This is a genomic window from Novosphingobium oxfordense (assembly GCF_044029435.1).
GTDB lineage: Bacteria > Pseudomonadota > Alphaproteobacteria > Sphingomonadales > Sphingomonadaceae > Novosphingobium.
In genome coordinates this window covers 3847772-3859875 of sequence record NZ_CP147005.1, presented here as the reverse complement: position 1 = coordinate 3859875, position 12104 = coordinate 3847772, and the positions used below count along the sequence as shown (strand labels likewise).

18 protein-coding genes are annotated in these 12104 nt (G+C 64.8%); 2 read left to right on the top strand and 16 right to left on the bottom strand.

Annotated features, from left to right (window positions below; all coding sequences use genetic code 11):
* Positions 1-130 precede the first annotated feature (130 nt).
* Positions 131-883 carry a YgfZ/GcvT domain-containing protein gene (locus WBP07_RS18480; RefSeq protein WP_395393218.1) on the top strand — a complete coding sequence of 251 codons (753 nt, stop codon included), beginning with the start codon at positions 131-133 and terminating at the stop codon, positions 881-883.
* 120 nt (positions 884-1003) lie between these two features.
* Here WBP07_RS18480 and WBP07_RS18475 read toward each other — a convergent pair whose 3' ends face one another.
* From WBP07_RS18475 to rplU, 4 genes are all read right to left on the bottom strand, one after another.
* Complete coding sequence (locus WBP07_RS18475; protein ID WP_395393217.1) at positions 1004-1567, bottom strand: GNAT family N-acetyltransferase; 564 nt, start codon at positions 1565-1567, stop codon at positions 1004-1006.
* Positions 1568-1791: 224 nt separating this feature from the next.
* Positions 1792-2394 (bottom strand): GNAT family N-acetyltransferase, encoded by a 603-nt coding sequence (locus tag WBP07_RS18470; protein ID WP_395393215.1) that lies wholly within the window; start codon positions 2392-2394, stop codon positions 1792-1794.
* Between the two features lie 254 nt (positions 2395-2648).
* Complete coding sequence (gene rpmA, locus WBP07_RS18465; protein ID WP_395393213.1) at positions 2649-2918, bottom strand: 50S ribosomal protein L27; 270 nt, start codon at positions 2916-2918, stop codon at positions 2649-2651.
* A gap of 24 nt (positions 2919-2942) precedes the next feature.
* Entirely contained in the window at positions 2943-3239 is a 297-nt protein-coding gene (rplU, locus tag WBP07_RS18460) for a 50S ribosomal protein L21 (RefSeq protein WP_132268078.1), read from the bottom strand.
* Between the two features lie 338 nt (positions 3240-3577).
* Between rplU and WBP07_RS18455 the strand changes: the two genes are divergently transcribed.
* Entirely contained in the window at positions 3578-4096 is a 519-nt protein-coding gene (locus tag WBP07_RS18455; protein ID WP_395393210.1) for a hypothetical protein, read from the top strand.
* A gap of 180 nt (positions 4097-4276) precedes the next feature.
* On the opposite strand, the gene WBP07_RS18450 is transcribed toward WBP07_RS18455, so the two are convergent.
* From WBP07_RS18450 to WBP07_RS18395, 12 genes are all read right to left on the bottom strand, one after another.
* Complete coding sequence (locus WBP07_RS18450) at positions 4277-4624, bottom strand: hypothetical protein (RefSeq protein ID WP_395393208.1); 348 nt, start codon at positions 4622-4624, stop codon at positions 4277-4279.
* 70 nt (positions 4625-4694) lie between these two features.
* Entirely contained in the window at positions 4695-5141 is a 447-nt protein-coding gene (locus WBP07_RS18445; protein ID WP_395393206.1) for a molybdenum cofactor biosynthesis protein MoaE, read from the bottom strand.
* Between the two features lies 1 nt (position 5142).
* On the bottom strand, positions 5143-5403 hold the full coding sequence (locus WBP07_RS18440) for a MoaD/ThiS family protein (RefSeq protein WP_395393204.1): 261 nt from the start codon (positions 5401-5403) through the stop codon (positions 5143-5145).
* Between the two features lie 2 nt (positions 5404-5405).
* Complete coding sequence (moaA, locus tag WBP07_RS18435) at positions 5406-6410, bottom strand: GTP 3',8-cyclase MoaA (RefSeq protein ID WP_395393202.1); 1005 nt, start codon at positions 6408-6410, stop codon at positions 5406-5408.
* 7 nt (positions 6411-6417) lie between these two features.
* Positions 6418-6744 (bottom strand): Rossmann fold domain-containing protein, encoded by a 327-nt coding sequence (locus WBP07_RS18430; RefSeq protein ID WP_395395833.1) that lies wholly within the window; start codon positions 6742-6744, stop codon positions 6418-6420.
* A gap of 2 nt (positions 6745-6746) precedes the next feature.
* On the bottom strand, positions 6747-7118 hold the full coding sequence (locus WBP07_RS18425; RefSeq protein ID WP_395393201.1) for a dihydroneopterin aldolase: 372 nt from the start codon (positions 7116-7118) through the stop codon (positions 6747-6749).
* A 20-nt stretch (positions 7119-7138) separates the two neighbouring features.
* Entirely contained in the window at positions 7139-8026 is an 888-nt protein-coding gene (locus tag WBP07_RS18420; RefSeq protein ID WP_395393198.1) for a class I SAM-dependent methyltransferase, read from the bottom strand.
* A complete protein-coding gene (gene thrC / locus WBP07_RS18415; RefSeq protein ID WP_395393196.1) occupies positions 8026-9426 on the bottom strand; it encodes a threonine synthase in 1401 nt (466 codons plus the stop codon). Before thrC ends, WBP07_RS18420 begins: the two co-directional genes overlap by 1 nt.
* 329 nt (positions 9427-9755) lie before the next feature.
* On the bottom strand, positions 9756-10322 hold the full coding sequence (locus tag WBP07_RS18410; protein WP_395393194.1) for an SURF1 family cytochrome oxidase biogenesis protein: 567 nt from the start codon (positions 10320-10322) through the stop codon (positions 9756-9758).
* 118 nt (positions 10323-10440) lie between these two features.
* Positions 10441-11262: a cytochrome c oxidase subunit 3 gene (locus tag WBP07_RS18405; protein WP_395393193.1), complete on the bottom strand. Its 822-nt coding sequence runs from the start codon at positions 11260-11262 to the stop codon at positions 10441-10443.
* 91 nt (positions 11263-11353) lie between these two features.
* Complete coding sequence (locus WBP07_RS18400) at positions 11354-11953, bottom strand: cytochrome c oxidase assembly protein (protein ID WP_395393191.1); 600 nt, start codon at positions 11951-11953, stop codon at positions 11354-11356.
* A gap of 2 nt (positions 11954-11955) precedes the next feature.
* Positions 11956-12099 carry a hypothetical protein gene (locus WBP07_RS18395; protein WP_395330430.1) on the bottom strand — a complete coding sequence of 48 codons (144 nt, stop codon included), beginning with the start codon at positions 12097-12099 and terminating at the stop codon, positions 11956-11958.
* Positions 12100-12104: the final 5 nt, after the last annotated feature.

Genomic DNA, 12104 nt, shown 5'->3' with positions numbered 1-12104 from the left:
CAATGGCTATGGCGACGCCGCCGCGCCGGGTCTTGATCGCCCGCGCCCTTTGATCCCGCAACAGGCACTCCCGCTTTTTTGCCGAATCCAGTGTCTTGCACCCGGGCGCCCGCTGCCCCACTTAACGGCCATGACTGCCAGCCGCCTGTTCGACCGCGCCGTGATCCGGCTTTCGCCCCGCCCAGATTCGCAAGAAGACGTCAGCGATTTCCTGCAAGGGCTGGTGACGGCCGACGTGAAGACGCAGTTGCCTGCCTGGGCGGCGCTGCTCACCCCGCAAGGCAAGGCGCTGTTCGACTTCATCGTCTGGCCTTCCGGAAAAGACCTGCTGATCGATTGCGAGGCCGATGCCGCGGATGCGCTGGTGAAGCGCCTGTCGATGTACCGCCTGCGCCGCGCGATCGACATCGCGCGTGACGACCGGCTTTCGGTCCACTGGCGCCCGCATGTGGGGGACGGCGCCGCGCCCGATCCGCGCCTTCATGCCCTTGGCGAACGCTGGGTCGGCCGGATCGACGAGATGGATCCGGCCGAGCACGAACCCGGCGCGGACGCCGCCTGGCGCACGCATCGCCTGCGCATGGGCGTGCCCGAAGGCCGCGCCGAACTGGGCGATGGCGAGACGCTCTGGCTGGAATGCAATGCGGTGGAACTGAACGGCGTCAGCTTCACCAAGGGCTGCTATGTCGGGCAGGAAAACACCGCGCGGATGAACTGGCGGCAGAAGGTCAACCGCCGCCTGATCGTGGTGCCGCTCGCCCGGTCGGACGAAAAGCGCCGCCGGATCGCCTACGAAGATCTCGGCTTCGCGATCGACCACTTGCGAGTCGAGGATATCGACCCGGCGCTCAAGCCGGCATGGCTCGATCGCGAGCAGGCCTGAACGTCGGGCTCCGGGTGCCGGCGCTTGAAGTCGACATCGGGAGAGGCGTGAGGCGTGGGTACGGAGCCGCCCGCGCCTCACTCATGCCCCTCATCCCATACACCCTCACCCCGTGCACCCTCACCCCATACAGGGCGCCACGATTCGCTCCGGCGCATGGCGCGGGCCATCGTCACCATCTAGTTCCGCCACATAGAGGTGCGCCTTGAACGGCATCCCGCGCGTGTGGCTGAAACGCTCGCGAATTTCGCCGCTATCGTTGAATCCAGTCGCTTCCAGCACATTGCGGATGGCGGGGGCTTCTTCGAAATAGCTGGCGAAGACCCGGCGATGACCCAGTGCGCGCGCCTGCGCCAGCAAGGCCCGCACCGCCTCGCGGGCATATCCCTTGCCCCGGTAGGCGGGCGCGATCCAGTAGCCCATCTCCACCGCGCCCTCGAACCGGCCAAGGCCGATGCCACCCACCAGCCGGGGTCCGCCGGGCGAGCGCAAGTACATGAAGAAATGGGGCAGGCGCGGATCGCGATCCAGCACCAGATAATCGCGCATGGCCTGCGCGGAGCGCGGCAACACGCTTACACCGACATTGCGTTGAACGGCGTCGTCCGAAATGGCCTCCACCAGTTCGTCGACATCTTCAGGCCAGCCAGGCCTGAGAAACAGCCTCTCCGTGCGGACGAACATGTCACGGCTCTCCGTTTGTTTTTTGTCCCGCAGCCTCACCATGCATCACCTGCGCATGCGATGCACGGCATTTGCGGCGCGCCGCCTCCCGGGCACCGCCAAATCCAGGGCGGATGGTTGGCACGAGACGAATTAATTTTCGCGCGGGAACAGCCTCCGTGGAGTCCCTGTTCCCGCCGACTGGAGGGGCGATCGGAATCGAAACGGGATCGATTCCGACACCTTCAGGCCGCGTGTCGGCGAGGGGGCATCCGTGCCGGATTCATTCGGGCGGAAGCCACACCGCGATTGTCCGAATCATCGTCGCAATCGCAGGGCACGTCGAATTCGAGCGCGTATTCGCGTGACGGATAGGCCGTTCCGCGACCCTGGCTGAAGCGATCGACGATCCTGCCGGTGCGCGCGAAGCCTGCCTTTTCGAGCACCCGGCCCGAGGCCGGATTGTCGATGAAGTGGCTGGCGACAATGCGCTTGTGGCCGATCGAGCGGGCGAGCGAAAGCACCGCGCGGGCTGCCTCGCTGGCAAAGCCCTGCCCCCAGTGTTCGCGCGCGATCCAATAGCCGAGATTGGCTTCGCCCTGGATTTCGGAAAGCCCCACGCAACCAAGCAGCCGCGCGCCGGCAGCGCCAGGCTGGGTGATCAGGAAGCGTGGCAGAAACCGATCCTCAGGCAGATCGAGAAAGCGCCGGGCATCGTCGGCAGTATAAGGCCAGGGTGCCCGCGCGAGGTTGCGAACGACGGTTTCGTCGGCAACCAGCGTCAGAAGCTCATCCCGGTCCTCGGGCCAGCCCGGCCGCAGGAACAGGCGTTCGCTGCGAATGAACATAACGTATCTCCACTCATCAGCCCCACCTCCTTCATAGGAAGGACGCGTGACAATGCGATTACGCGCGCGGCCAATTGGCGGAAATCAGGCACATTTTAGGGAAAAATGCGCGAGATTTGCGTTGGTCTGAACGCGGGCGACGAGTGAGGGAGACACGAAAAGAGGGAGACGGGCTGGCCCCTCTCCCTCGTTCAGCCGATCATGAAGATCGGCGGGACCATCCCGTCGGGATGGCCCTTTTATCGACCATCCGATTATTCGGCGGCTACTGCCATTACGTCCACAGAGACGTACTTGCGGCCCTGCTTGCCGTCGTGGAAGCGCACGCGACCTTCGGCGGTGGCGAACAGGGTGTGATCCTTGCCCATGCCGACGTTCACGCCCGGGTACACGCGGGTGCCGCGCTGACGGATGATAATGTTGCCGCCGATCACTTCCTGACCGCCGAACTTCTTAACGCCAAGGCGGCGGCCCGCAGAGTCGCGACCGTTACGCGACGAACCGCCTGCTTTCTTATGTGCCATTGCTCAGTCCTTCCGATCTTTGGCTCAGGCGACCGACACGATGCGCAGCAGGGTCATCTGCTGGCGGTGGCCGTTCTTGCGACGATAGTTGTGGCGGCGGCGCTTCTTGAACACCACGACCTTTTCGCTCTTTGCCTGAGCGATGATCTCGGCCGAAACCGTGATCTTCGAGGCGTCAGCGACTTCGCCGTCGTTGCCGGCGAGCAGAACGTCGCCCAGCGTGATGGTCTCTCCGGCTTCACCAGCCAGCTTTTCAACCGCGATCTTGTCTCCGGCGGCAACCCGGTACTGCTTGCCGCCCGTGCGCACAACTGCGAACATGGTGCCCTTACCTAATCTCTATGTGTGCCCGTGATGGGCCGAAACAAACTTGCCCCGGCCGCTCAGGTCCGACGAGGAACCGTGGAGCCTTGCGGGCGACGCGCCGTCACCCCGTTCATGAACGAGGTACCGGAAAGAGTGGGTGCCGTTAGTGCAACCACCGATTCGTGTCAACCAAGGACTTTGCCGAGGCGTGGGCACGAACTTGGCGTTAAGCCGCAGAAATGCGACTCTTGCATGACCGAACGGCTAACTCTCCACCGCCCATAGCGCAGCTACGCACAACTGGCGAGCGATTGCCGCTCGCGATTATCGGCACGCGTGCTATGGCACGGCACATGATCCGCGCAAAAGCCCGCCTGCTGCCGCTTTTCCTCGCTGCAGGTCTCGCCGCCTGTTCCTCGGCCAGCCAATATCCTTCGCTGGCCTATCGTCCGGTAGAGCGCATGACGCCCGTCGCGCCCGATCCTTCGGACGCGCCCCTACCATTGCCGCCGGCCAGTGCCGACCTTGTCAGCCGAATCGATGGCATTCTGGCCTCCGCCAAGCAGGCAGACGGCACCTTTGCCACCCGCCGCCCGATAGCGGAGCGCGCCGTGGCCGCCGCAGGCTCCGCGCGGGGCAGCGATGCCTGGCTCTCGGCGCAAGTAGCGGTATCGGCGCTGCAGGCCAGCCGCGATCCCGCACTGGCCGCGCTGGCCGAACTCGACACCATGTACGCGGATGCGCGCGACGCCGCGCCCACCCAGGAATCGCCCAGCGCCAAGAGCATCGACGCCGCCCGCCAACAAGTGCAGGCGCAAGTCAATGCGCAGGACGAGGTGGTTTCCGCCTTGGACGCCCGACTGGGAACCTGAACGGAAAACCCCTCCCCCTTCGAAAGAGGGAGGGGTATCCAAGCAGCCCCGATTTCCGGCCCGAGAAGCCCCCCGGCGGGGACCAGGCATCAGGTTGAGGCGACGATCAGGGCGACGGCCAGTCCCCATCCCAGGATCAGCACAGGAAGGAGGAGGACTGAATGGTCGCCTCCCCTGCCGTCAGCCTTCTGCTTGGCGTTTCGATTCCGTTTGCGCCAAACCCGGCCCATGGAACTGGGCCCAATCGGGCGGCGCGTCGTCGTTTGCAGGCTTCATCCGGATCCAGCCGCCGGCAAGGCCGAAGGCCAGAATCACGAAGCCCGCGAAGATCACCATGGGCACGGCCAGTTCCGGGTTGAGGAACGATCCGGCCATCACGCCGATGAAAGCGAGGTAGAGCGCTGCCGTCGCAACGTAGAGCGCGATCGGCAGGCCGAAGCTGCGGTCAACAATGGTGCGTGCGGGAATTCCGACCGGCGATTCGACGATCAGTTCGCGGACTTGTTGCTGGCTGAGACGCTGCGACATGGCGATGCCCTCCTGTGCATGTCATCGCGCAAGCCCGGCGGCACTTCATTGATGCGAATCAAACCGCTGGTCAGCCCCAGCGGGCGATATCCTCGAAATCCTGGCCGCGTGGTTCGATCCAGTGCCATTCGCCGTTGCGCTTCTCGCGCTTCCAGAACCACGATTCGCTCTTGAGGTGATCCATCGCGAAATCGGCGGCGGCGAAGGCATCGCGGCGATGGCGGGCGGCGGCGGCGACCAGCACGATCGGTGCGCCGGGCGCGATCTGGCCGCTGCGGTGGACGATCAGCAGCCCGTCGAGATCCCAGCGCCCGCGCACCCGCCCGGCAAGCTCTCGCATCGCCGGCAGCGTGAGCGGGTCGTAGTGCCGCAGTTCCAGCAGCTCCACGCCCTCTCCGGCGCGGACCTGCCCCAGAAAGGTGACCACGCCGCCCGCCTCCGGCACTCCGGCCGTGAACGCCGTCAACAGCGCGGCAGGATCGAACGGTTCGGTCAGCAGGCGAACGTCGCTGTCCATCTCAACCCCCGGAAACCGGCGGCAGGAAGGCCAGTTCATCCCCATCGGCCAGAACCAGCGTGTGCTTGTCGGGGATGAGCGCGCCATTGATGGCTAGCCGCACCTTCTCGCCGGCGATGGTATCGGCGAGGTTTGGCGGATAGTGGTCACCCAGCCAGCCGATCACATCGTACCAATCGAGCGGCGCGGTAAGGGTGATCTCCTCGCCAGCACGGCCGGCCAAATCCTCCAGACGGCCAAGGAACACCAGCTTCGCCGTCATCCTCAGCCCCCCGTCATCGACATGTGGCGTGCCAGTGCAGGTGCATCGCCGCGCGATTCGATGGCGAAGTGATGGCGTTCGGGCTTGATCCGCATCGCCATGTCGAGCGCGGCATCCAGCGCCGTTTCCGGCTGATCGCCCCGCAGCGCCGCGCGCAGGTCTACCCGCTCGCTGCCGCCAAGGCAGGCATAGAGCTGGCCGGTGGCAGTGACGCGGATACGGTTGCACGATTCGCAGAAATTCTCGGTCAGCGGGGTGATCAGGCCCAATCGCCCGCCGGTTTCCGCCACATCGAAATAGCGCGCCGGGCCGCCGGTGCGGTGATCGCTGGGCGTCAGCGTCCAGCGCCGTTCAAGGTCCGCGCGCACAGCCGTCAGCGGCAGGTAGTGGTCGATGCGGTCTTCCTCCACCTCGCCGAGCGGCATGACTTCGATCAGCGTCGAATCGAACCCCTGCCCGTGCGCCCAGGCGACGATCTCGGGAATCTCGCCCTCGTTCAGCCCTTTCAGCGCCACGGTGTTGAGCTTCACCGCCATCCCCGCCGCTTTCGCCGCCGCCAGCCCTTCCAGCACCTGCGGCAGCGAATCGCGGTGCGAGATGCGCTCGAACGTCCCGCGGTCCAGCGTGTCGAGCGAGACGTTGATCCGCCGCACACCCGCTGCCGCCAGATCGTCGGCAAATTCGGCAAGGCGCGTGGCATTGGTGGTGAGGGTCAGTTCCTCCAAGCCGTCTCCCAGCTTGCGGCCGAGTGCGCGAACAAGTTCGATCACGTCGCGCCGCACCAGCGGCTCACCCCCGGTCAGGCGCAGCTTGGTGACGCCCCGGCCGATGAAGCCGAGCGCCAACCTGTGCAGTTCGTCGAGAGAGAGCACTTCCTTGCGCGGCAAGAAAGTCATGCGTTCGGGCATGCAATAGGCACAGCGCAAGTCGCACCGATCGGTCACCGAAAGCCGCAGGTAAGTGATGCGGCGCCGGAACTGATCGACCAAAGGCGTTCGTGCGCTCATGCCCCTGCTATAGCATTGCCCCGGCGCCTATTCCATCGAGGCGAAGCAATTGTCCGGTAACGCCTTCCGCCGTGGACAAGTAGATCGCCGCTGCGTCGATGGCGGACGGGTCGTCGCCCTCCAGCCCGTTGATCCGCGCCGGCGCATAATCGCGCGCCAGCGCCTGCACGGCGGCGAGGCGCCAGCCCCGGTGGGTATGATCGGCAGCGGCGAAAACCAGCGTCAGCGCCGGGGCTTCGGCCAGAGCGGTGCCCACGCGGGGCAGCACGTCGGCATGGAACTGCGCGGCGGCGTCGAGCGGACTATCCGCCAGCGGACCGACGCGCAGAATCACGCTCAACGGCGCTGCCGGGTGAGCGTGATGCCGATCTTCTCGCCCGCTTCGGCAATGGCGAGCTTGACGATCTTCACCGTCACCGCCTCGATCCGCGCGTCCTGCAGAAACAGCGTTTCGCAGACGTGATCGGCCACTGCCTCGATCAGCTTGAAATGGACGCCCTGCGGCAGCGCATCGCTGGCCGCGAACTTGAGGTCCATGTAGTTCTTGCTCTCGGTCAGCGGCGTATCGGGCGTGTACCGGTCGATCGGCTTCATCGCCACCTGAATGGTGAAGCGCAGCGGCTGCGGCTTGCCGGTCTCTTCCGAGTAGATCCCGGTGAGAACGTCGTGTTCGAAATCGGCGACTTCGAGGATGAGCGAATCGGTCATGGCGGTCATAGCGCGCGCCTTTAGCCGTTATTGCGCCAACGTGCGAAGATTGCCGTCGGTAGCAGGCGGCCATCATTGTCTTCGCGCACCGAAAGGTCGCCATGCTCGATGGTGCCCGGCAGATCGCGGAACAGTTCCTCCATCAGCCCGGCCAGCGCCAGCGAGGACATGCGCACGGCATAGACGGTGAGGAACAGGAACTTGCTGTCGCCGTCCAGAAGCTGGCGGCAATCGGCGAGCAGGCCGGGAAGGTTCTCCTCCAGGCGCCAGGTTTCGCCCGTGGGGCCGCGGCCGAACTTCGGCGGATCGAGGATGATGCCGTCGTACCGCTTGCCCCGGCGCACTTCGCGCGCGGCGAACTTGGCGGCATCGTCGATCATCCAGCGGACCGGACGATCCTGAAGCCCGGCCAGCGCCGCATTCTCGCGTGCCTGAGCGACCGACTTCTTGGACGCATCGACATGCGTGACCGGGCCGTGCGCCGAAAGCGCCAGGGTGCCCACGCCCGTGTAGCCGAACAGGTTCAGCGTATTCGCATCGTCGCGACCGGCCAGCATCTCGCGCATCCAGTCCCACACCGGCGCCATGTCCGGGAAGAAGCCGAGATGGCGGAAAGGCGTGCACTGCGCCGTGAAGCTGACTTCGTTCCAGGCGAGCGGCCATCCGTCGCGCGGCACGGCCTTGTCAAACTGCCAGCGGCCACCGCCATCCTCATCCGAGCCGGGCACGAATTCACCGTGCGCGTCCCAGTTTTCAAGGCGCGGCGTCCACATCGCCTGCGGTTCGGGGCGCACGAAGCGGTAGTCGCCATAGCGCTCCAGCTTGCGGCCGTGGCCCGAATCGACAAGGCCGTAATCGTCCCAGCCCTCTCCGGCGAGGATGACGGGTTGGGTTTCCAGGCGTGCCATCAGATCTTCGGGCTCGCGTGCTCGGCCACGAAAGCGGCGATAGAATCGTAGTCGCCGGTCAGTTCGACGCACTTTTCCTCGCGCTCGAACAAGTCACCGACGCGCGCGGGCAGGCCCGAGCGCTGGCCAGTGGCACGTTCGACCGCATCCGGGAACTTGGCCGGATGCGCGGTCGCCAGCGTGACGACCGGGATGCTCGCGTCGATTCCGGCAGTGCGGGCGGCGAAGAGCCCGCAGGCGGTGTGCGGATCGATCAGCTCGCCGCAGTTTTCCCAGGCCCAGCGGATGGTCGAGGCCATTTCGTCCGCATCGGTGCGCGCGGAGGAGAACAGTGCGGCAGCGCCTTCGCGCTGCGCATTGGTAAGTTGCATGGCCTTGGTCGCTTCGAACCCGGCCATTTGCTCGGCCAGCGCCTTGCCGTCGCGACCATTGAGGTCGAACAGCAGACGTTCGAAGTTCGACGAGACCTGGATGTCCATCGAGGGTGCAGCCGTAGGCGTGACGGTGCCCTGCGAATAGTCGCCCTCGGCCAGCGCGCGGTGGAGGATGTCGTTCACATTGGTGGCAACGATCAGCTTCTCGACCGGAAGGCCCATCTGCGCGGCGACATAGCCGGCGAAGACGTCGCCGAAGTTGCCGGTCGGAACCGAGAAGGCCACCTTGCGATGCGGCGCACCAAGCTGGAGGCCGGCGGCGAAGTAGTAGACCACTTGCGCCATCAGGCGCGCCCAGTTGATCGAGTTCACTGCGCCGATGGCGAAGCGGTCGGTCATCGCCTTGTCGTTGAACATGCGCTTCACGGTGGCCTGCGCATCGTCGAACGAACCGTCGATGGCGATGTTGTGGACGTTGGGCGCCAGCACCGTGGTCATCTGGCGGCGCTGCACGTCGGACACGCGGCCCTTGGGGTGCAGCATGAAGATATCGACCTTGGCGCGCCCGGCCACCGCGTCGATCGCCGCCGAGCCGGTGTCGCCCGAAGTCGCACCGACGATGGTCAGGTTGCGCTCCGAACGGCCGAGGAATTCCTCGAACAGCAGGCCCAGCAGTTGCAGCGCCACGTCCTTGAACGCCAGCGTGGGGCCGTGGAACAGTTCCAGCACCCACTGCTGTTCGTCCAACTGCTTCAGCGGGGTCACCGCCTTGTGCGCGAAGCGGCCGTAAGCCTGGGTGGTCAGTTCCAGCAGGCGGTCATAAGTCAGGCTGCCCTCGACGAAGGGGAACATGATCTTCGCGGCCAGCTCGGCGTAAGGCAGGCCCGCCATCGCGGCGATCTCTTCGGCGGAGAAGCGCGGCCACTCGCGCGGCACATAGAGGCCGCCGTCGGAGGCGAGACCGGCGAGCGTGGCGCCTTCGAAATCGAGCGCCGGTGCGCTGCCGCGGGTGCTGATGTATTCCATGGTGGCGCGGTTAGCCGCAGGGGCGCGAAATGAAAAGCCTGTCGTTGGGCTGGCCCGCGAACAATTCCTAAAGGGGGCGTAGTTCGGGGCCGGTTGAGTGGACGGAAATCGGCCCAATCGAAGCGCGTCGGCGTCAGGCAGCATCAATTCCATAAATGCTCCATGTCGAAATATCACCCCGTCGCCTCCGAGCAGGTAGGGGCTCCGCTACCTTTGACCACGCTAGCGAAGAGAAGCGGGGTTTCCGCCTGCGCGGAGACAAGGAGGTTTGTTTGGCGCGTAGAACGCTCTTGCTCGCAGTTATTGCCACTCCACCAGCGAGCAGCGCCTTACTTTCGCCCTCGCTTCACCAGCGCCAGCGCGTAGATCACCAGTGCCGTCACCGCGAAGGCAAACCACTGGACTGCATAGGCGAGGTGGTTGTTGGGAATTTCGGAAGGATCGGGAATCGCATTCGCCTCCAGCCCCGCGACCGAAGGTTCGGCAACCAGGCGCGGTCCCGGCGCGATCACGCCGTGCAGCGTGCCGCCGTTCCAGTCACCCCCAGCCATCGGCATGCGTGACCAACCGAGCACCACGAGGGCCCGCGAACCATCCGCCAGCACGCATTCGGCCGTCTGCGCCATGCCCGATTCGCCGGCGGCGTTGTGCCCCGCCATGCTCGATCGGTTCGCCGCACCGGCGCAATCGATCCGCGCGCGGCGGTAGAGCAGTTGCTCCTGCGCCGCCTTGTCGCGAGGCCACAGCACTTCTTCGCTGGTGGTCTGCGCGGAGGCATAGCGGGCCAGCAGTGCCTCCTTCTCGTCCAGCCGGCGCAATTGCCAAAAGCCGAGCCAGACCATCACGCCGGCAGCGGCAAGAACAAGAAGCGTCGGCAGGACGGGAATGCGGGGCAAGATCGGATATCCTCGTGCGGCCCACACAGGAGCCGAAAAACCAAAAAGGGCAGCCGACGCTGGTCCGGCTGCCCTCGGGGATTCGGTCAGAACCGAAGCAAATGCCGTTCAGCGGCGGTCAGTGCGTCGGGTGACCCCAGCCGCCCCAGACGTAGATCGCCACGAACAGGAACAGCCACACGACGTCGACGAAGTGCCAGTACCAGGCCGCCGCCTCGAAACCGAAGTGCTGGCGCGGCGTGAAATCACCCTTGTAGGCGCGCACCAGGCAAACGATCAGCATGATGGTGCCGACGATCACGTGGAAGCCGTGGAACCCGGTCGCCATGTAAAACACCGAACCGTAGGTGTTCTGGCCGAAGGGGAACGGGGCGTGCAGGTACTCGAAAGCCTGGATCGAGGTGAACAGCAGGCCGAGCAGCACGGTTGCCCAAAGGCCCTTCTTCAGCCCATCGCGGTCGCCATGGATCAGCGAGTGGTGCGCCCAGGTGACCGTGGTGCCGGAGCAGAGCAGGATCAGCGTGTTGAGCAGAGGCAGGTCGAAGGGATCCATCACCGCTTCGATCGCCTTGGGCGGCCATTGGCCACCCACCACCTCGGCAATGGTCGAGGGGAACAGCGAGAAGTCGAAGAAGGCCCAGAACCAGCCGACGAAGAACATCACTTCCGAAGCGATGAACAGAATCATGCCATAGCGCTGGTGCAACTGCACGATCGGGGTGTGATCGCCCGCGTGCGCTTCCTTGATGATCTTGGAAAACCACATGAACATCGAGGCCAGCAGGATCGTCATGCCCAGCCAGGGCACGAACGCGCCGCCTGGCATCTTGTGCATGAACAACACCATGCCGGTGGTGAACGTGAATGCACCGATAGTGGTCGCCAACGGCGCGATGTCCGGCGGAAGAATATGGTAATCGTGGTTCTTGGTACCGGCCATGGTGCCTTCGTCCCCGTTTGCTCGAATCTGCCTGTTCGAATCTTTATCGGGGGAGCTTGGTTCCCCCGTGATTTATTTCCCGTTGAAGGCCTTAACCGCCCGTCTGCTTGCGGTCCAGTGCCTTCGCATCCGGCGCCGCATCGGCGATGCCGGTGACGTGGAAGGTATAGCTGAGCGTGATCTGCTGAACGTCCTTGTTGTCAGGATCGTTCAGGATGCCCGGATCGACGTAGTATATCACCGGCATCTTCACCGCCTCACCCGGTTGCAGGGTCTGTTCGGTGAAGCAGAAGCACTGGATCTTGTTGAAGTACCGGGCTGCCTGTTCGGGCTCCACATTGAAGCTGGCAGTGCCGGTAATCACCTTGTCCGAATCGTTTTTGGCCCAGAAAAGCGCCATGTCGCGCTCACCGATGGTAACCGTGTCGGTGCGTTGGAGCGGCTTGAATTGCCAGGGCATTCCGCGTTCGACATTGGCGTCGAAGCGGATCGACATGGTCTTGTCGGTCACCTGCACGGCGGCGGCCTGCGCCTCGTCCACGCGGCGCGTGGTGCCGTCGTAACCGGTCACCTGGCAAAAGATCCGATAAAGCGGCACCGAGGCGAAACCCAGTCCCAGCATCCCCACAGCCATCGACAGGGCGATGAACGCGACGCGCTTGTTGCTGCGCGTTTCGGTTGCCGCCCCCATCTTCAGCTCATCTTCGCGATCGAGATGAAGAACACCAGGATCACGAAGGCTGCCAGACCGAGCCCCAGCACCCTGTTTCGGCTGCGGCGGATCTCCTGCGGAGTGCGCGGATCAGGCTGGCCGGGTTCGATGTGCGATTCGGTCATGGGGC